The sequence below is a fragment of the Cardinium endosymbiont of Philonthus spinipes genome (assembly GCF_964030745.1).
In the GTDB taxonomy this organism is placed as follows: Bacteria; Bacteroidota; Bacteroidia; order Cytophagales; family Amoebophilaceae; genus Cardinium.
Genome location: NZ_OZ034918.1, coordinates 738,655 through 759,378, shown reverse-complemented (window position 1 = coordinate 759,378; position 20,724 = coordinate 738,655). Strand labels below are relative to the sequence as shown.

16 protein-coding genes are annotated in these 20,724 nt (G+C 39.1%); 15 read left to right on the top strand and 1 reads right to left on the bottom strand.

Annotated features, from left to right (window positions below):
* The first annotated feature begins 135 nt into the window (after positions 1-135).
* The 9 genes from AAHM81_RS03230 to AAHM81_RS03190 all read left to right on the top strand — a co-directional run bounded on the left by AAHM81_RS03230 (position 136) and on the right by AAHM81_RS03190 (position 10,981).
* On the top strand, positions 136-1,437 hold the full coding sequence (locus tag AAHM81_RS03230) for an anaerobic C4-dicarboxylate transporter family protein (protein WP_342265075.1): 1,302 nt from the start codon (positions 136-138) through the stop codon (positions 1,435-1,437).
* 29 nt (positions 1,438-1,466) lie between these two features.
* Complete coding sequence (locus AAHM81_RS03225; RefSeq protein WP_342265074.1) at positions 1,467-2,642, top strand: anaerobic C4-dicarboxylate transporter family protein; 1,176 nt, start codon at positions 1,467-1,469, stop codon at positions 2,640-2,642.
* A 2-nt stretch (positions 2,643-2,644) separates the two neighbouring features.
* Positions 2,645-2,935, top strand: coding sequence for a YbaB/EbfC family nucleoid-associated protein (locus AAHM81_RS03220; protein WP_342265073.1), 291 nt, complete (start codon positions 2,645-2,647; stop codon positions 2,933-2,935).
* A gap of 11 nt (positions 2,936-2,946) precedes the next feature.
* Entirely contained in the window at positions 2,947-3,960 is a 1,014-nt protein-coding gene (locus AAHM81_RS03215) for a glycosyltransferase family 2 protein (protein ID WP_342265072.1), read from the top strand.
* 536 nt (positions 3,961-4,496) lie between these two features.
* A complete protein-coding gene (locus AAHM81_RS03210; protein WP_342265071.1) occupies positions 4,497-5,192 on the top strand; it encodes a Ulp1 family isopeptidase in 696 nt (231 codons plus the stop codon).
* A 50-nt stretch (positions 5,193-5,242) separates the two neighbouring features.
* Positions 5,243-6,658, top strand: a complete 1,416-nt coding sequence (gene murC, locus AAHM81_RS03205; RefSeq protein WP_342265070.1) for a UDP-N-acetylmuramate--L-alanine ligase — start codon at positions 5,243-5,245, stop codon at positions 6,656-6,658.
* Positions 6,659-7,022: 364 nt separating this feature from the next.
* Positions 7,023-7,781: a hypothetical protein gene (locus AAHM81_RS03200; RefSeq protein ID WP_342265069.1), complete on the top strand. Its 759-nt coding sequence runs from the start codon at positions 7,023-7,025 to the stop codon at positions 7,779-7,781.
* Between the two features lie 377 nt (positions 7,782-8,158).
* Positions 8,159-9,679 carry an NTP/NDP exchange transporter gene (locus tag AAHM81_RS03195; RefSeq protein WP_342265068.1) on the top strand — a complete coding sequence of 507 codons (1,521 nt, stop codon included), beginning with the start codon at positions 8,159-8,161 and terminating at the stop codon, positions 9,677-9,679.
* 273 nt (positions 9,680-9,952) lie between these two features.
* A complete protein-coding gene (locus tag AAHM81_RS03190) occupies positions 9,953-10,981 on the top strand; it encodes an IS5 family transposase (protein ID WP_342264943.1) in 1,029 nt (342 codons plus the stop codon).
* A gap of 131 nt (positions 10,982-11,112) precedes the next feature.
* Here the strand turns inward: AAHM81_RS03190 and AAHM81_RS03185 are convergent, their stop codons facing one another.
* Positions 11,113-12,927 (bottom strand): inositol phosphate phosphatase SopB, encoded by a 1,815-nt coding sequence (locus AAHM81_RS03185; RefSeq protein ID WP_342265067.1) that lies wholly within the window; start codon positions 12,925-12,927, stop codon positions 11,113-11,115.
* Positions 12,928-13,191: 264 nt separating this feature from the next.
* Here AAHM81_RS03185 and AAHM81_RS03180 point away from each other — a divergent pair, with 264 nt between their 5' ends.
* The 6 genes from AAHM81_RS03180 (at position 13,192) to AAHM81_RS03155 (ending at position 20,666) form a co-directional block, all read left to right on the top strand.
* Positions 13,192-14,361 carry an FtsW/RodA/SpoVE family cell cycle protein gene (locus tag AAHM81_RS03180; protein WP_342265066.1) on the top strand — a complete coding sequence of 390 codons (1,170 nt, stop codon included), beginning with the start codon at positions 13,192-13,194 and terminating at the stop codon, positions 14,359-14,361.
* Between the two features lie 217 nt (positions 14,362-14,578).
* A complete protein-coding gene (gene nusA / locus AAHM81_RS03175; RefSeq protein ID WP_342265065.1) occupies positions 14,579-15,820 on the top strand; it encodes a transcription termination factor NusA in 1,242 nt (413 codons plus the stop codon).
* A 35-nt stretch (positions 15,821-15,855) separates the two neighbouring features.
* A complete protein-coding gene (gene infB / locus AAHM81_RS03170) occupies positions 15,856-18,585 on the top strand; it encodes a translation initiation factor IF-2 (RefSeq protein WP_342265064.1) in 2,730 nt (909 codons plus the stop codon).
* Positions 18,586-18,639: 54 nt separating this feature from the next.
* The gene (locus tag AAHM81_RS03165; RefSeq protein WP_342265063.1) at positions 18,640-19,017 is read left to right on the top strand and encodes a hypothetical protein; all 378 of its coding nucleotides are present in this window, start codon (positions 18,640-18,642) and stop codon (positions 19,015-19,017) included.
* Positions 18,989-20,056: an RluA family pseudouridine synthase gene (locus AAHM81_RS03160; protein ID WP_342265062.1), complete on the top strand. Its 1,068-nt coding sequence runs from the start codon at positions 18,989-18,991 to the stop codon at positions 20,054-20,056. Before AAHM81_RS03165 ends, AAHM81_RS03160 begins: the two co-directional genes overlap by 29 nt.
* Positions 20,046-20,666, top strand: coding sequence for a ComEA family DNA-binding protein (locus AAHM81_RS03155; RefSeq protein WP_342265061.1), 621 nt, complete (start codon positions 20,046-20,048; stop codon positions 20,664-20,666). Before AAHM81_RS03160 ends, AAHM81_RS03155 begins: the two co-directional genes overlap by 11 nt.
* Positions 20,667-20,724 lie beyond the last annotated feature (58 nt).

The window sequence follows — 20,724 nt, the reverse complement described above, 5'->3', positions numbered from 1 at the left end:
CTTTTTATTATTTGACAAATTGTACGTAGCTTAGCGGAAGTTTCTCTCTAAGCACGTGGTGCATTGGTAGGCTTATTCAATTTAAGCAGTGCCCAGAGGGAACCATTTAACAAGGCTTAATTTCATTTATTTTATATGCTGCTTATAGGCTTAGCGATACTGTTACTCGCTTCTTTTTTGGGATCTCGGTTACAAGGCATGAGTTTGAGCATGCTGGGCGGGTTGGGTGTATGGTTATTTATGGTGTTTTTAAATGCAACGCCAGCAGATCCTCCTTTTCAAATCGTGCTTTGTATTGCTGCAGTAGTTGCAGCAGTGGGCACCATAGAGGCTGCAGGTGGGTTGAGCTATCTGGTGCAACTGGCTGAGTTATGTATTCGAAAACACCCACGTAGCATTATATATATTAGCCCTATGGTAACCTATGCGATTACCTTTTTGGGTGGTACCAACCATATTGCTTATTCTATTCTTCCTGTTATTGCAGAGGTTTCTAAAGAAGTAGGCATTAGACCAGAGCGCCCTTTATCACTTTCTGTTATTGCCGCTTTGCACGGTGCGCTTGCTAGTCCTATTTCTTCTATAATGGTTATTTTAAGCGGGTTTTTAAAGCTTTCTGGCATAGAAATTGTTACCATTTTTAAGATTATCATTCCTTCAACCATTGGTGGATTACTCATGGCAACATTTGTAACCAGCCTATTGGGTAAAGAGATGCCCGAGGGCTCAACGGCAACAGAAACAACAGCAACAGCTATGCCCTCTACCCTACTGCCACGTGGTGCTGGGACGGCAAAGCTTTCGATTGTTTGTTTCTTGCTAGGTGGCTTGGCTACTGTTTTAATAGATTCTGTGCAATCTTTACGCCCTTCTTGGGAAATAAATGGCTTAAAAACGCTCCTGCCCTCTGCATACATTATGCCTCTTGTAATGTTATCTACCGCTGCATCTATTATGTTGTTGTGCCGGATTGCACCCAAGGCTATTACCCAGGGTAAGGCCTTTACTGCTGGCGTACAAGGGATGTTCTCTATTTTAGGTATTGCTTGGCTAAGTAGTACATTTGTGCAGAGTAATAAGCCAGTTTTACTGGAGTTCATATCAACTTACCTTTCTGCACCCTGGCAATTTTCTATTATTCTACTCAGTATGGCTGCTATTATAGGTAGCTCTGCTACTACAATTCAGGCGGTATTTCCATTGGGTATCGCTTTAGGAATTCCCCCTAAAATATTATTGGCTTCTGCAGCAGCTGTAAATGGCGTCTTTATTATTCCAATTTATCCAACCATGTTGGCGGCTATGCATTTAGATACTACAGGTACAACCCGAATTGGCAAGTTCCTTTTTAACCATAGTTTTATGTTGCCAGGCTTGGTTTCAATCGCTGGTGCCATTGGCATCGGCTTCTTACTGGTTTATATCGGTGGTTTATAATCGCTTCTCATATTTAATACATACATACAATGATTACAATTGGATGGCTGATGCTCCTATTGCTGCTTATAATAGGTTTACGCTTAGGTGGGGTCTCGATTGGTCTATTGAGCGGATTGGGCTTAGGACTGTTAACTTTTTCAGTCCAACCTACAGCTCCCCCTAATGACTTAATGCTCTTACAGACCACCTGGTTTCTTCTAATGTCCACATTAGAAGCCGCTGGTTTTTTTTATCTCCTGCAAACCAAACTCAGGGCCTGTATAGAACAGGTCCATTATCATTATGGGTTTTTGATTGCGCTGTTTTGCTATGGATTGGTCTTTTTAACAGGAGATAAAAAATGGCTACAGCCATCTCTATGCGATCAAAATGGGCTCCATAGCGACAAAGCACGGCTATTTGTTCCTATCACCATTGCTGCGCATATGGCGCTACTGGCAAGTCCTTTATCTATTTCAGGCATACCGCTCATAGTGGTGGCAAGAAATAGTGGATTTCCTACTCTAGCTTTGATAGGGGTCATAGTTGCCACCACAGTCGGCCTCACAATGGTCAGTAGCTTGCTGGCCAGCCTTATGCCCAATAAATGGCTGATACCACTATGTAAAGAAGCTCAGAACCCTCCTCAAGGTAATGATGAGCAGGTAGCCACTGTACCAACAGGTAAAATGAAAGGGCTCTTTGTGCTTTTACTACTGGCTGCACTACTATTTTTAGTTATCAAACCTGAATCCAATAGATATACTGAACTAAGTGGCAAGATTTACCCGGTTAGATTTCCTATATTTTTTGCACTGGTAATGCTTTCTATTGCAGCTGTAGTCATGTTGGGATTGCAGATAAAGCCAGCTAAGATTTTACAAACCCATCGATTTAAACTAGGCATTCAGCAGTTTTTTATCTTTTTAGGATTAACTTGGCTATTAGATAGTTTAATAAGCCATGACAAAGCTTATTTAATAAAAATGGTGGGTGGTGGCAAGGCCAATTATGGCTGCTATCTATTAACAGCATTGTATATGCTCTTAATAGATTTGCCTATTGTCATTTGGCTTTTTAGTGCGTTACTGATAGAGCAGCATTGCGGTATTGTACCACTAGCCCTATCGTTCGTTATAGTGCATAGCTTAGCGCCTATAAGATGGTGGGTCACCAGTATGGTACAGGCATATAAAAATACAGGGAATTTTAGAAAGCAATAAAAATGGATATAAACAAGCTATTTGGACAAATGGACCAGGTCCGAGAAAAAATGGAAGCGGTCAAAAAGCAACTGGATCAACTTACTGTAACCAAAGAAACAGGCGCTGGACTGGTTCAGGTAACCGCGCGTGGCGATAAAAAAATCCTTGCTGTTTCAATAGATGAGACGCTATTTAATCAAACAAATCGAAAAATGGTACAAGATCTTATAGTTGGTGCAGCCAACCTAGCCTTGGAAGAAGTAGACCATAAAGTCCAAGAAGTGATACAGCAACAAGCAGGAACGCTATAAAGCATCCCCTAATGACCCACCTGCCAAGTGTAGCCATTGTAGTATTAAACTACAATGGACTGCCCCTATTAAAGGCATACTTACCTACCCTACTACGCTATAGCAATCGCTATAACATAATAGTAGTGGATAATGGCTCTACAGATGGCTCTGTAACTTATCTAAGGAGTCATTTCCCAACAGTGACCTGTATGGTACATGGTGCAAATTATGGGGTTGCAAAAGGGTATAATCTAGCCCTAAAACAGATTCAAGCCACCTATTATCTATTATTGAATAATGATCTCCTGGTTACAAACCACTGGCTAGAACCGTTACTAGCCCTTATGGAGGAAGATCCTGCTATTGGGTTTTGCCAACCTAAAATACTTTCTCTCAGGAAACCAGATCACTTTGACTATGCTGGCGCAGCTGGTGGGTTTATAGATGACTATGGCTATCCCTTTTGTCGAGGAAGGATCTTTCATCGCATTGAAAAAGATAGCGGACAATACAACGATACACGAGCTGTCTTTTGGGCCAGCGGGGCTTGTCTATTGGTACGTGCCAAAGCTTTCCATAGTCTAGGTGGATTCGATGAGCTTTTTTTTGCACATTTTGAGGAAATTGATCTTTGCTGGCGTGCCCAGCTTGCTGGTTGGAAGGTCTATTATTGCGGAAGCAGTAGGGTATACCATCTAGGAGGGGCTACCCTACCCTACAATAGCCCTACTAAAACCTACTTAAACTTTAGAAATAGGTTATATATGTTGTACAAGTATCACCCAAACCATCTGATATATCCGATCAAAAACCTATGCTTGGATCTATTAGCTATGCTTCGAATGTTGGTACTGGGTAAGTTTGCCCATAGCTGGGCTATTATAAAAGCCCAAATAGATTTTTTTAAGCTAAAAAACACACACATAACAAAAGCTGCTGCAGCCGATTTGCCCAATAGCTATAAGGGGAGTATTCTTGTTGACTTTTTTATTAAAAATAAGAAATGCTTTTCTGAACTTGCTACCCATAGGTTTACTAGGTAAACGAAAAGAAAATGAAGGTATAACAGTCAAGATTCGATACAGCTGGTATAGAATAAAGGATTTAGTAAAATCCTATATAATTCACTGATAACCATAATCATTTATTTATAGGTCGTCTATTCAAATTAATTTATATGAACCAAATCAAAACAGTTTTTATTCATATTGGTTATCAGATCTAAAAAATAATCCAATCCAGAACGACTCAGGTTACCAAATATTTTAATATAATTACAAATTATTTTTTTGTAGCATTTTTATTGAAACCGCACAGTTTTATGAGATTCTATTTTTCTGTTATATTGATCTTTTTTTTCTATGCCATGTTCTATGCTGGATTATGCACGCAATCAACCAAAAAGAACAAAAATCATAGGATAAGTAACGCAATGACACCTACTGACAGCAACGCAAACAACGCATACAAGAGCCACCTGCCACCAGCCAACAAAATAAACATACAACCAAGCTGTATACAAAAAAACAAGGAACCTCAAATAGAAAATAGGCAAGCGTGCGCGCCAGGAAAACCATCGATGAACCCACAAAATGTCATATTAACTCAAGAGATGCTCGCCCAAGTAGAACAAGCCTTTAATACCTCAACTGGCACACTGATTACCAATGTAGAAAGCATACCCATTATGCAGCAAGATCTAATCCGGTTACAAGGGTTGACTTGGCTCAATGACAATATAATAAACGCATATATGCAGCTGATTAACAGACGATCAGAAGAAAAAGAAAACCACTTACAACCAAGGGTTTGTGCATTCAATACCTTTTTTTTACAATCACTTTCCAAAAGTGGCTATTCAAAAGTGAAAAAATGGACTAAAGGTAAGAATATATTTTCCTATGACATGGTGCTTATCCCTGTTCATCTAACAAACCATTGGTGTTTAGCAGTTATTGATTTTCGTAGCAAGACTATAAAGTATTATGATTCGCTAGGAGGAGAAAATTGGGATTGCCTAAAAACGTTGCTAGACTACCTTAGTCAAGAAATAACCGACAAACAACAAGGGAAACTGAACCAAGATGAGTGGCGGCTTAAATGCTTGAAAGACCTACCGCAGCAGAAGAATCATAGTGATTGTGGTGTATTTGTATGCAAATTTGCTGACTACGTAGCGCGGGATGCACCAATCAATTTCACCCAACACGACATGCCTTACTTCCGTAAGCGTATAGCTATCGAAATACTCAATGGAAAACTTATGGAAAACTAATATTATGGTTGGTTTTTTCTAATCTAGTTTTAAATCTCAAAACCACAGTTATGCTACCATTTAACGACTACGATTTTGTATACTTTATAGGGATTGGTGGCATAGGCATGAGTGCCTTGGCGCAATTATTTGCTAAACAAGGTTACCAAGTTTTTGGGTATGATCAATCTCCATCTGCTATAGTGTCACAGCTTAGAAAAGAGGGTATTCTGATAGCTTGCGAAGATAGGCTAGAGGCTATTCCTGACATTATTTGCAACCACCCCAGCCAAACCCTAGTGATTTATACACCTGCTATCCCGGCCGATAGCCCTATTTTAAACTATTTTAAAGAGGTTGGTTACAAGATCCAATCACGTGCAGAAATCCTAGGAACCATTTCCAAGCAATTTGTTACGATAGCAGTGGCAGGTACACATGGCAAAACAACTACTTCAGCTATGATCGCCCATATCCTCCATCAAAGCGACCTGCCCATGGTCGCCTTTGTAGGTGGTATGATGCAACTATATGATACCAACTTATTATATAACCATTCATTAGATAACGTACAATTCATGGTAGCAGAAGCCGACGAGTTTAATAGATCCTTTCTCCACCTAAAGCCAACCTTTAGCATTGTAACCGCTGCAGATGCAGATCACCCAGAGACCTACACAACAGCAGCCCAAATGGAAGCTAGTTTTAGAGAATTTGTCTGTCAAAATCAGAAAAATGTACTCATACAACATAGGGCTGCAGATCAGTTAAAAATAGCAACCCATTATAATATGCCTGTTCTAACTTATGGGTTAGAACAAGGAAATATTATAGCAGACAATATATCCATTACCCCCCATCAAAGTACTTTTGACTACCTAGGAACTGATACAACCATTGCTAATATAGTTTTACCTATAGCCGGACTGTATAACATTGAAAATGCATTAGCAGCCATCACTATCTGCTTGGAAGTTGGCCTAACAGCAAGCCAAATACAAACTGCTATGGCCAGTTTTCCCGGTATAAAAAGGCGCTTTTCCTTTGTTTGCAGCCATGTGCAATACTTGCTTATAGATGATTATGCCCACCATCCCGTAGAAATTAGCGCTTTACTACACTCAGTAAAAAAGCTCTACCCTAGTAGTAGGATAACAGCCATTTTTCAGCCCCATCTTTTTTCACGCACCAAGGCCTTTTACAAAACATTTGCTGCCAGCTTAAGCCTAGCAGATCAGGTGTTTATACTACCTATCTATCCGGCCAGAGAAGCGCCCATGGCAGGTATTACTGCACAATTGATTTTTGACGAGCTTACCTGTAGCAGAAAAGCCTTGGTGACAATGGGTGATTTACTGACAGAACTAGCATCTGATGCAACGATGCAAGGACATCAGGTCATCCTTACTATTGGTGCAGGCGATATAGGAGCAGCAGTTTCAACCATAGCAGCTGGCTTGCAACAGATTTTTGACAAGGTTCCGTAAAGCTTGAGTTTTTAGAAACTTTTTGTACCAGTACTTGCTTTTTTGCAACTTTATTGATCAATAAAGTTGATATAGTTCTTTTAAAGAACTATATTTATCGTTTAGTACTAGACCCGTTGCAAAATACTTAAAGCGCCCCCCTGGGCAAAGGGGTAGTTTAGCATATACAACAGCAACTGAATAGCCCTCTTTGGAAGCCTATTTTGTGAGGTGCAATCTTAATGCAACCCAGGTTGCGTTTATCTACCTATGCCATACTGCGTGCTCCTTTGGCTTAAGCACCGGATCAACGGGCAAATTACCAGCAAAAGCAGCGTTTCGCAAAACATCTAGTAAGCAACTTTGAACCAAATCATCTATGACTATGCAACATAATACACTTCTTTATCGCTTTTTTTTTGATCCACTTGCACATGGTATAGCTTGTATGATTGTAGCCTACCTAGTGGCACCTGCTCAATTTGTAAAAGTAGTCTATCAAGAAACAGGGGAATCGTATGCCTCTATTGTGACAAGGTGCATACGTACTAGAAATTTTAAATTATTCTTTTCCGGAGCGCATATCTACGCACTGCGACAGTTTATCGCCGCCTTAGCCTTTGGCATTTCACAATGGCTTTTTCTTTGTTCTACTGGCTATTATGCAATAACTAATTTTACGTTATTGGTCATATGGGAATGTTTTTTAGCAGGAATAGTAGAAACCGCGGTGACCATATATAGCGAAACAAAAGAAATTGCTGCCAATAAAGGCCCTTTAATGAAACGCAAGGAAAGGGTTATGGACATTGTGACCCCCATTCTTTTAAGGAATATACTAAGTGGCTCTGCATCTATATTAGCTTATGAATTTACAAAAGATATAAGTGGAATAGGCGCCAACATGGTTGTAAGCGCTTTATTGGGCATAGCTGTATCGGCTTTAACTATGCCATTTGACCTGATCGCCACACAAAATTGTGGATCAGAAGTACGCATGACTTGGATCGGTCGATTGAAGCATAATATTACAGTAGAAAAAAAGTTTTTTGCAATCTTTAATGGATTAACCATGCGCATTTTGCAAATTGTTCCCTATTCTATTGCCCATAGTCTTGTAATGCTTTTCTTGGGGCAATCCTAAAGTTGTTATACCCTACTTTTTTGCTTGATAAAAAGTAGCAAACCATCAAGCCCTGTGTAAAAAGTTGCAGCAAGCAGAACTTATGTATACGTTCAACACTATGGCCATAGCAGTAAAATGCCCCTGTAAAAAGTTGGGAAACAGCCCCCACCCCTTACAGATGATTAGGAAAAACAGATTCCTTTGAAGCCCGCACAGCGGGCGACTTCTGTTTTTCCATCTGTAAGGGGTGGGGGCGCCAACTTTTTGCCGAGGGCTTGATTTTTTGTCCACTTTTTTATCAAGAAAAAAGTGGAATAAAATTCATTATTAACCAGTGACGTGCACAAATACGAACGCATAGTTTGGAAAATAGGTCTAATACACTACAAATCAATATGCAACAAATAACCCTTCTACTAAAAAAATGGCATCCTATACACTGGCCCATTAAAGGCAGTGCACTGCATAAATTTTTTTCTATGGCCACCTTGATGTTTCTGATTCTACTGAATCAAAATTTAATCCGTGGCATAAAAGATGGGCTTGTGGTAACCTTAATAGGCGCAGAAGTATTGAGCTTTATTAAGCTATTTGTCGAAATGCCGGCAGGTGTTCTGTTTGTAGTGATTTATACCATCTTATGTAATAAACACACCACAGAAACCATTTTTAGAGCCGTTATAGTTTTTTTTCTCTTTTTTTTTATACTATTCGGCTTTTTTTTATTTCCCTATCAAACGCTATTACATCCAGATCCCTGTAGAGTAGATGGCTACATTACACTTTATCCCCATTTTAAATGGTTTTTCGTAATGTGGGGAAAATGGACATTAATACTCTTCTACATGCTAGGTGAACTGTGGCCTATGATTGTCTTTACCCTATTGTATTGGCAATTGGCCAATAAAATCACTAGCACAGAAGAAGCCAGTCGGTTTTACTTCTTTTTTAACTTGATTGGACAAGCCAACCTGCTGATTTCTGGCAGTATCATGGTCTACTTTTCTCGTACCGATCATTTTTTATTACGCTTTATAGGTAAGTATAAAATAGAAGCAGCTCCAAAAATAGCTACACTTATGGTCGTGATTGCATTTTTATGTTTCTTGATCCTACTTTTGCATAAATATATTGAAAAGTATATTATGTACAGCGCAACGGAATCGGTCAGAACAACCACTACACTACAGCTGGGGTTATATAAAAGTTTTAGAATGATTTCCAGTTCTAAATATCTCGCATTCATTTGTATATTAATGATCTCTTACTCTATGGTTGTGCACTTAATAGAGGGGCTTTGGTTTTATGAAACCAGTCTTTTTTACAAGCAAGATCCTACTAGTTTTATCACGTACCAAGGCAAGGTCCTATTTTGGACAGGTGTTTGTACATTAATTTGTTCTTGTTTTGGCAACATAGTGATTCGGAAATTAAATTGGTTAGGTGCAGCGTTAATCACGCCTGTTACCACACTGATAGTGGGAGGCTCTTTTTTCCTGCTGATCATTGCTATGCACTACCATTTTGTATCAGATACGGTAATGGGTATACCTATTTTAACTGCTATTGTAGCCATTGGTGGGCTGCAAAACGTATTGGCTAAGGGAACCAAATATTGTTTTTTTGATGTAACCAAGGAGATGGTCTATATTCCTTTAGACAGTGAAATGGGCACAAAGGGGAAAGCAGCAGTGGATATATTAGGTGGCAAAATAGGCAAATCTGCAGGCGCTATTTTACAAGTGATCTGTTATACTATTTTTGCTGCTGCACAACCCAGTCAATTGGCGCCATTTTTAATGGTAATGTTTTTTTTAATTTGCATCATTTGGATTACAGCCGTTGGCATGCTATCCAAAAGGTACCATGCCTTAATCAGTAAGGCAGACTCACCGACCCGCAGAGAGATTCGGTAAAAACATTTCCTTATCACTATCACTATGCTGAATATCCTCTTCACCTTGTCTGTTTTTGTTTAATTTGATATCTGTTAAACCTGCTGGTTTACAAAAGAGTGGTTCACTAAAGTGATAAGCTTCTGCATTTTTCTTCACATTGAGGCCGTTGCAATAGACCTTTACGATTTGCCATAAAAAGTATCTTTTTATTTTTTAGAAGAAGGTAAAAAAAGGTTAAATTCTATTGATTTTTTTAGGTATTGATGCTTAAAACTTTTAATAATATTGTGTATGTCGCTCAAGCAAACTAAGCAATTAAGTTTTTCAGATATTTCCGCCAATAAGCGTAAGTGCAAACACACTTTCTTTGATCAAATCAACAAGCTAGTTAATTGGTCAGTAGTAGAAAAAGCACTCCGATTACATTATCCTAAAGGTTTACGTTTATCAGGCAAACCGGCCTATAGTCCTCTGCTTCTATTCAAAATGCTATTGCTACAGACGTGGTATGGCTTGAGCGACTATGCAGTCGAAGAAGAAGTGAATGATCGTATCACTTTTAGCAGATTTTGTGGTATTTCGATGGATAGTTCTGTTCCAGATCATAGTGTACTAAGTAGATTTAGAACTACCCTTACAGAGAAGAATGCTTTAGAAAAGTTATTGCATATCATTAATAATCAGCTATCTGATCATGGTGTATTGGTTCAAAACGGTTCAGCAGCTGTAGATGCTTCTATTACCCCTACCCCTAGACGCCCTAAAGGTAAAAAAAGCTACGATCTGCATGAAGATGGAACCATAACCACAGCTGAAAGTTATCAAAAAGGAGTAGATCCAGAAGCAAGTTGGATAAAAAAAGGCCATCATCTCTACTATGGCTATAAGCGGCATGTTCTTGTGGAAAGCAAAGAGGGGTTGGTGCTAGCCGTAGGTACCACAAAAGCATCTAGTCATGATAGTGGGCATTTACAGGTATTATTGGATAAAGTAAGGCTAAAATCAGGCAGCAGACTCTATGCAGATAAAGGCTATAGCGGGTCGCCCAACGAAAATTTACTAAAGAAAAAGAAGTTAAAATCAGCTATTCAGAAAAAAGGGGCTAGAAACAATCCTTTATCACCCACTGCTAAACGGTTTAATAAATTAGTATCTAAAACGCGCTATAAAGTAGAACGGGTATTTGGAAGTATTAAAAGTTGGTTCCGTAGCTCAGGAGCCAGATATATAGGCCTTGCTAAAACCCATACGCAACATGTTATGGAGGCAATAGCCTATAACTTATATAGGTCCCCAAACATCATATTAAGAGGTATCTAGGGGAATGGTGTGTCCAAAATAGATTGAAAATGACTAAAAAATCAGTAAATAAATAGTTTTATACCACTATAACATCAAATATGGCAAGGAAATAACCCTGGAAGATTAATCAAAATTATACCTTCAACCTATCACAACGGCCTCACATTTTTCATACCAAACCTACCTGGCATCCCTCCATTTATCGAAGCCAATAATTGATAATGTCCACTATAGGCTAGATATTTATAGACTGGACTATTCTTTTGATCTAAATCTGGATAGTGTGCGCGAATAATCTTTGAATCAATCCAAGAACTCATCATACCAGTTCTATCCTTACCACTTTTACAACTAATGCCAATATGTTCTCCTAATAGCATCTTACATAATGCACAATCTGCAGCAAGGTTGGCAAAGCAATTATCATTTAGCGTAGTGTTTTGTTTCCACAAATTGCTTGCATCAAATTGTTCAGCAGCTTTGTTTAATCTTTCATGTGATTTACAATATTTTTTATTTTTTGAATCTTCTACTTCCTTGTTGTGAACAAGACTTTCACTAGACCCTGGTAAATTACTTGGTAGTGTACGAACTAGGTCCTTAAATATAGGTTTGGTTGCTAGTTCATTGATTGAGAAATTCATAAATTGATCAGGCCCTACTGCTTTTCGCGTATCTTCTACAATCTTTTTTTCACTCAGCTTCTTTAAGAATGGTATATTCTGTCCGCCCATATTACGATTTAAGGATAGCCATACCATATTGTTGAACTTTTGTCGGACTTGTTCCCAGTTCTGTTGAGTAATTTCCCAGTCAGCTGCTCTAGATTCCTCATCTTCGCGTGCATAAGGTGACGCTAATGATCCACTGTGGAAATAATGGCCTAATAGAATCTTATGATTTTGATCATAATACCAAACTTTTTTTTCATATGCATTTCTACACCCTATAATATCTCGAAGTTGGGTTGGAGTATAATGTTTATCATCTAAAAACTTATCTACATAGGCATTAAACAACTTTTTTTCAAATTCGTCTAAACGCTTAAACCAATGTTCCGATGCTCTGTTTCGTATTTTCTCTTTCTGTTTTTCTGTTAGTGGGAAACTCTTTTTATCTTCTAATTCAAATTCTTTTCCTTTTATCTTAAAGACAGTAGTAACGTCATAGTGTGTATCCTCTAGTCCAACATAATTTTCTGCTAATCTTAGTTGTTTGTTTATGATATCTAGAGCGACTCCCGGAAAGAGGTTATTTTGTAAATACAATACAACTGCTTCATTTATATTTTTGATTGTCTGTATCCAATGAGCTTCTTCTGCTGCTTTTTGGTTCTTTTCATAATCATGATAACGCTCAAATTCATCCTTATAATAATGAAGAAACCTACTGGCATCATCTACAATTTCAGACTCATTTTTTTTATACAATTCACAGACTTTTTTTGCGGCACGATATATATTGAGTCCTATAACGACATAGTCTTCTATAGCGTATAGGCTATTACAGCTATTTCCTACTACTCGTGTCAATTTATCTCCTGAAAGCTGCCATGTACATCCCCTGCTTTTATCCGCTTCTTTGCGCATTTCCTCAATTTCTTTTTTTAAGTCAAAACTTACATTTGTTTCTTCAGGCTTACATAAGGGTGGTATCGGTGGTGTAGGCTCATCATTAGATGCATAACCAGAACTATAAGTAGGCTCATAACCAGAACTATAAGTAATATCAGTATTAAGATTAAGATTAAGTTTAGGCCTAAATTCCGGAATAGACATGTAATTTGTTGCTATTGCATTGCCTAATGGCAAATCAGATACTTTAGAATGACTTAGAACTTGTTTGCCCTTACAAAGACCGCAGAAAAATAGTAAAAGAGGGAACAGAATAATAGTCCGCTTGCACTTACCTTGACTAGCTAAAACATCCACCAAACTGCACTGACCGCTTATTTTGATTGCCATGAATTAAACTTGAAAGTTATGCTGTTGATGTTACTGAATATTTTCATGGATGCATGACCATATTGCTTTCCCATAAAATATTTAGAAAAGCAAAGATAGTAAAAAACCATATTAATTGATTATGAAGATTAATATTATATAGGCTTCCTAAGTCAATTTTGTTTCCAGTAGAAGTTTTATAAACTTACATCTTATAAAATAGCGTTAAGTTTGTATGCACTTTTCCATGATACGGTTCAGGCATAAGCATTCTATACATCGCCTATGAAGCAGTTGATTAAAGCAAAACTAAAAGGAGACCCCATCATATGGGCCATTGCATTGGTATTGTCTAGCCTAAGTATTCTAACCGTCTACAGTGCTTCTAGCTCTTTAGCCTATAGACAAATGCACCATAATACCGAATATTATTTGCTTAGGCAGACCCTGCTCATAGGCGCTGGATTATCCGCTATGTGGCTAAGCCATCGGGTGGATCACCGCTACTATGCTGCTATGGCAAAAGTTGCGCTTTGGATGTCCATACCACTATTGTTGGTAACTTGGCAATATGGTTTAAAGTTAAATGAAGCTTCTCGTTGGCTGAATATCCCTTTTATCAATAAATCCTTTCAACCATCTGACCTAGCACAACTTGCGCTCATTATACGCATGGCCCATATGTTGGCCAAACAACAAAAAAATATCACTTACTTTAGAACTGCTTGTTTGCCTATGTTAACCTGGTCTGGCTTGATTAGCGGTTTAATCGCCTTAACCAATTTCTCTAGCGCCATTCTATTATTTGGTACTTGTTTGGTACTCATGTTCATCGGCAGAATTCCTATTAAGTACTTACTGATTATTATAATTTCTGGTCTCCTAGTTGCAGGGGGGGCATTGACCTGGGGGCAACGTGGCGGAACAGCCATCAAACGGATAGAAAATTTTCTCAAAGGTAATGTCTCCTTTCAAGCTGAGCAATCTTACATTGCTATTGCAACAGGCGGACTGGCTGGTAAAGGACCTGGTAATAGCACCCAACGTAACTTCTTGCCCCACCCCTACTCCGATTTTATTTATGCCATCTTAATTGAGGAATATGGCCTCATAGGCGGTATATTTGTTATAGTGCTTTATTTGCTTTTGCTCTATAGGGCCATCGCTTTGCTGCCTACAGCAACTAGTTACTATGGAGGCATTTTGGCTACCGGAATAAGTCTTTTACTTGTATTACAAGCTTTATTGAACATGGCGATTGCAGTAGGCCTTGGACCTGTCACAGGGTTGCCATTACCATTCGTGAGTATGGGTGGCACCTCACTTGTCTTTACAGGTATTGCACTTGGCATTTTATTAAGCATCAGTCAAGGAGAAATCGATACAGAGCTACTGAGTGTAAAAAAAGAAGTTGCTGGTATTCGCTATAATAGGTATAAAAAAAATCCCAAATAATTAAGATGGCACGTTAATGTTTTACAGCTATTTTTTTTGTATATTGTCAGGATTCCAACCTTACCGTTGTAAGCTGGAATCATGCTTAAAAAGCATAAATTGAGGGTTGCCATATAGCATCCGTTCGAGAAACGCAGGTTTGTGTAGCCTTGAATTTCTCTTTATTCTTCCTTTTTGTACGTATTTTATTGTATACGTGTGTATGTTTTAGTGATCAATGGATAGTAATAAATTAGTAGAATCATTTGCAGAATTTGCCAAATCTAAAAATATTGATAGGCCTACCGTCATACGTATTTTAGAAGATGTATTTCGTGCGGTTATGCTGAGCAAATTTGGAAATAGTGATAATTTTGACATCATTATCAATCTTGATAAAGGAGATTTGCAGATATGGCGTTTTCGTGAAGTTGTAGCTGATGATGCAGTAGATGTAGGCGCGCCTAATAAAATACCCCTTTCAGAAGCTAGAAAAATAGAGGCCGATTTTGAACTAGGGGAAGAGTTATCTGAGGAAATTAAAATTTCCGATTTTGGCAGAAGGCTCATACTGACTGCCAAGCAAATGCTTATACAAAAGATCCGAGAACTAGAAAAAGAAGCCCTGTATAATAAATACGAACAGCTAGTAGGTTGTTTGATTTCAGCTGAAGTAAATCAAATTTTGGGTAAAGAAATCATCTTATTAGATGATGAAAACAATGAGCTTTTTTTACCAAAATCAGAGCAAATACCTAAGGATCAATTTAAAAAAGGGGAACATATTCGTGCAGTCATTTGCAGAATAACATTTAACAATGCAATTCCTCGCGTCATACTCTCTAGAACATCTCCTCTTTTCTTAGAAAGGCTATTTGAAAATGAGATTCCTGAAATCCAGGATGGGCTTATTGCCATAAAAAAAATTGTAAGAGACCCAGGAGCACGCGCTAAGGTAGCTGTTGAGACTTTTGATGACAGGATTGACCCAGTTGGGGCCTGTGTAGGTATCAAAGGATCTCGTATACATGGCATTACCAAAGAGCTCCAATATGAAAACATTGATATCATCAATTATACTGATAACTTAGAACTATATATTGCGCGTACCCTCCACCCTGCATGTATCAATCGAGTCGAGCAAAATGGTGAAAGGGTATCTGTCTACTTAGAGCCCGATCAAGTCGCATTAGCCATTGGCAAAGGAGGTCAAAATATCAAACTAGCAGGCCTGCTCATTGGCAAAGAAATAGATGTTTATAGAGATATTCCCAGTCATTTAGAGCAAAATGATATTCCGCTTTCTGAGTTTAGTGATACGATTGAGCCTTGGATTTTGGAAGCGTTGCATAAAGTCGGTTTAGACTCAGCCAGAAGCGTTTTAGCCCTATCTAAGGAAACCCTTGAGCAACGTGTTGACTTAGAAGAGGAAACAATAGATGAAATCTATGCTATATTAGATCAGGCGCTTAATGGTTAACCTAAATATGCCTTCTAGATAGAGAACAATAGCCCATGAATGAAGAAAAAAACATGCGACTCAGCCAAGTGGCTCGAAAGTTAAATGTAGGAACAGAGACAATTGCCTCTTTTTTAGCCCAAAAAGGGTTTGCAGTAGACAATAAGCCCAATGCTAAAATAACGGCTGAACAATTTAATATACTGGCTGCTGAATTTATTTCAGCTGGTGTAGATAAACAAGAAGCCGCGCATGTAACCATCGGCAAAGCCTACCCCAGCCTTTCTGCCCCTACTGGTAAGCATGATCAGATAAAAAGCAAAGAACCTGCCAAGAAAGCACACACAAAAGTTAAAAACATCACGCAAGAAGAGACTGTCCTCCCTGATCATTACGAAGCTTCTGTTCCTGTTTTACCTGGCTTAAAGGCTGTTGGAAAGATTGACTTAACCCCTGAAAAAAATAAAACCGAAGGTGACCTCACTTCAGTTGATGCGGAAACCTTACCAGTTGCTCCACCAACAAGAGGCTCTGATGCTACATCACAGCCATTGGACAAAGCAACGGAGCAAGCTCCTGACAAACCAGATAAAATATCTTTTTCAGAACCACTTAAAAGACCTACTATAGTAGGTAAAATGACCTTACCTGAACACACTTTTAGAAGGCAGCACCATAGCCGTGGCACTTCATCACAAAAGCTTCATGGTGCAATAGACTCCCCTAAAACAGGAGAGCCAAAGCCACAAGTTAGAATAAAAAGCCCCATAAATCCCACTATTACATCTAGGCCTATCGGTAGTAAAGCTAAATTTACTACTACTCCCGTACGTAGAGAGAAGGATACTAAAATAAAAACAACCCCACAGGAACAAGAAGGCGTATCTGCTCAGGAAATAGAAAGCCAAATTAAAAAAACCTTAGCAAGATTGCACCAAACTGGCGGAGATGGAGCACGCTCTAAGTATAAAAGAGATAGACGTAGTGCCCATCTAGAAGCTGAAGAAAAACGTCAACGTCAGGAAAAAGCAACAGAAAAGGTTTTAAAAATTACGGAATTTATTTCAGCCAATGAATTAGCTTCTTTTATGGATGTTACCGTAAATGAGGTGCTTTCTACCTGTATGGCGTTAGGTATGATTATCTCTATCAACCAACGTCTGGATGCAGAAGCCATTACCGTTGTTGCAGATGAGTTTGGCTATAGCGTAGAATTTGTTGACCTCCATAACGAAGAAGCCTCTAAAGATATAGAGGAAGAAGGTGGTGAGCTTGTGGAACGTCCGCCTATTGTAACCATTATGGGCCACGTAGATCACGGAAAAACTTCATTACTAGATTATATCCGTACTACGCAGGTAACTGCAAAAGAGGCTGGTGGCATTACACAGCACATTGGGGCCTATGATATTACTACCGATCAAAACAAAAAAATTGTGTTTTTAGATACACCTGGTCATGAAGCTTTTACAGCTATGCGTACCAGGGGGGCACAGGTAACCGATATTATCGTGATTGTGGTAGCGGCAGATGATAGTATTATGCCTCAGACTAAGGAGTCCATTAGCCATGCGCAAGTAGCGGGTTGTCCCATTATTATTGCCATCAATAAAATTGATAAAACGCAAGCCAACCCAGAAAAGGTTAAAGAAGATTTAGCCAACCTCAATATCTTAGTAGAAGATTGGGGTGGAAAATACCAATGCCAAGAGATTTCGGCCAAAACAGGGAAAGGGATAAATGAGCTTTTAGAAAAAATTCTTCTGGAAGCATCGCTATTAGAGCTACAAGCAACCCCTTCTAAAAAGGCAAGGGGTACCATTCTGGAATCCTTCCTAGATCCCGGTAGAGGGTATATATCGACTGGCATTGTACAAGATGGCACCTTACGTGTAGGCGATATTGTGCTAGCTGGTGTCTACTATGGAAAGGTCAAAGCGATGTTAAACCACCAAAACATTCCCCAAAAAACAGCCTCCCCTGCAACCTCTGTACAGGTATTGGGCTTAAATGGTGCCCCTAGGGCAGGGGATACCTTTCGTGTGATGGATAGTATAAAAGAAGCAGGAGAACTGGCACAAAAAAAGCAACAGCTGTTGCGCGAACAAGCATTGCGTACCAAATCCCAGCTTACCCTTGATGAAATTGGGCGCCGCTTAACGGTAGGAAACTTTAAGCAACTAAACATTATCATTAAAGGAGATATGGATGGCTCTATTGAAGCATTAGCGGACGCATTGCTTAGGTTGTCTCATGAGGAGGTAGAGGTAAATATTCTACACAAGGGCGTAGGGGCAGTTTCAGAATCTGATGTACTCCTGGCTACTACTGCTGCAGCCATTATTATTGCTTTTCATATTAAACCATCTGCGCAAGCCAAAAAATTGGCTGAGAGAGAGGGAGTAGAAATCAAACAATATTCGATTATTTACAGTGCTATAGATGATGTGCGTGGTGCAGTAGAGGGACTTTTAGCGCCTACTATAGAAGAAGCACCTACTGGTCGCGCAGAAATTAAAAAGATCTTTACTTTTTCAAAAATTGGTAATATTGCAGGTTGTCAAGTACAAACAGGTTTTATCAAACAATCCAATCCTATACGCGTCATCAGGAAAGAGCAGGTTGTATTCACGGGTGTGATCCATACTATAAAGCATGGACTAGAAGAGATTAAGCAAGTAAAATCTGTTTCTGAATGTGGTATACATATTAAAAATTTTGACGAGATTGAAGTGGGGGACATTATAGAAGGTTTTGAGCGGAAGGAAATCAAACGCGAGCTCTAGGCCCGTAAAGCGCCCTTTTGCGCAATGTTACTGAGCAATAAATAAGGGTAACTTATGGAATTTTTTGTCTTAAAATCTGAAGCAGAAACTAAGCTTATTATGGTTTTAGTCTTTTGGGGCATTCGATGGCTATATAGCCATCTGAATGGATCGAATGATGTAGTATCCAATGAGGAACCAGATCAAGATGAGATAGAAGATCAGCCAGGAATCAAGGAGTACCCTCCTATTACGACAATACCCATCACTAGAAAAATGACAGATAAAACGCCTCAAGCTGCACCTTTATTCCAGAGCGTAACAGCAAAGCCCAACTCCTCCCAACCCGCTTCTAGCTCCATAACGGAGTGCAAAACCTCTTTTAGTAGGAAACAAAAATTATTTAGAAATGGACTGCTCATGCATGCATTTATCCAACGAAAATACTTTTGAAAGATTACAGATGAAAGATTACAGCCTACCCATACCCTCTCTAACAGAATATGCCGTTACCGTTACAAACGAACAAGCTAAGCTCCGTATAGACAAGTTTTTATCAGAGGCTTTGCAAATCAGTCGAAATAAAATTCAAGAAGCGATTACTGGTCAATCGGTTACTGTCAATAGGCACCTTATCAAGCCCAACTATGTCGTTCAGCCTGGAGATGCAATAGTAGCCCATATACCTACACCCATTGATATAGAAACGGTTACGCCAGAAGAGATACCATTGGATATTGTATATGAAGATGATCATCTGCTGGTTGTCCATAAACCAGCCCAAATGGCAGTACATCCAGATAGCGCACATCGCACTGGAACGCTCGCCCATGCATTACTGTATCGCTATAAGCATCTGCCTTTAAAAGACAATATGGCTACCAGACCCGGTTTGGTACATCGAATTGATAAAAACACATCAGGCCTATTGGTAGTGGCCAAAACAGCAGATAGCCTGGCTGATTTGGCCCGTCAATTTTACAACCATACGGTAACACGGACCTACTATACATTGGTTTGGGGCACCCCCCAACATGAGACTGGAACGATTCATATCAATGTAGGTAAAGACAGTCATAACTATCAAAGAATAGCAGCTTTTCCAGACAACCAACAAGGAAAAAGAGCGGTTACCCATTATCAAGTCATCAAACGGCTCCACCATGTTTCGCTTGTAGCCTGCAGATTAGAAACAGGACGTACCCATCAGATTCGTGTCCATATGAAGCATATAGGCCACCCTGTCTTTGGTGACCTTCAGTATGGGGGCAATGTGATCGTTAGTGGCCAACGGTATGCCTCCTATAAGGCCTTTGTCCAAAACTGTTTTAAGCTGATGCCTTACCAGGCACTACATGCAGCGGTACTTGGATTTAACCACCCAATAACAAAAGTAGCGCTCTCATTTGAAGCCCCTTTACCAGAAAATTTTGTTAAACTAATAGAGAAGTGGGAAAAATATGTAACCGCTCATAGGCATCATGTGGCGTAAGCTAACCCGTTGGATCAAACAAGCTTTTCATTTTTCTAATCGGGAAAGCAATGGTTTGCTCGCCATGATTACGCTGATGCTACTTTGCATCATTGCACCTAAGGTATACAAGTTATACTATACATACACCCATAAGCCACTGGACCATAGCGCAGCTATTGCGTTTTTAGAAAAAAAATTAACGCTACTGCAAGCAAACTCTGGTAAAGTATCCCTGATTAACATCAACACAGCCACTCCAGAAGCGTTACAAGAGATAGAAGGCATTACAGCACAGCTGGCCGTTCGCATCCTACGGTATAGAAACAAACTAGGTGGGTTTATTTGCTTCGATCAATATAAGGAGGTATATGGTCTATCGAACCATCTTCAAACACGATTAATCAAACGGACAACTATATGCACCTACTATAGGCCTAAAAAATTATCCTTAAACCAAGCAAGCTTTAAAACATTAGTCGCTCATCCTTATATTTCAGCTGCTATGGCCAAAGCCATTATAGATTATAGAAAACGAGCAGGGAAGTTTATAACTCTTCATACCATACAAAGGCTACCAGGGTACCATGCTAATTGGGGGAAAAAAATAATGCCTTATCTTACACTTTAACAACTTTCCTTTTTTTGATTTTTAGCCCAAAATCCCTACCATTATAATTGGTGTGCTA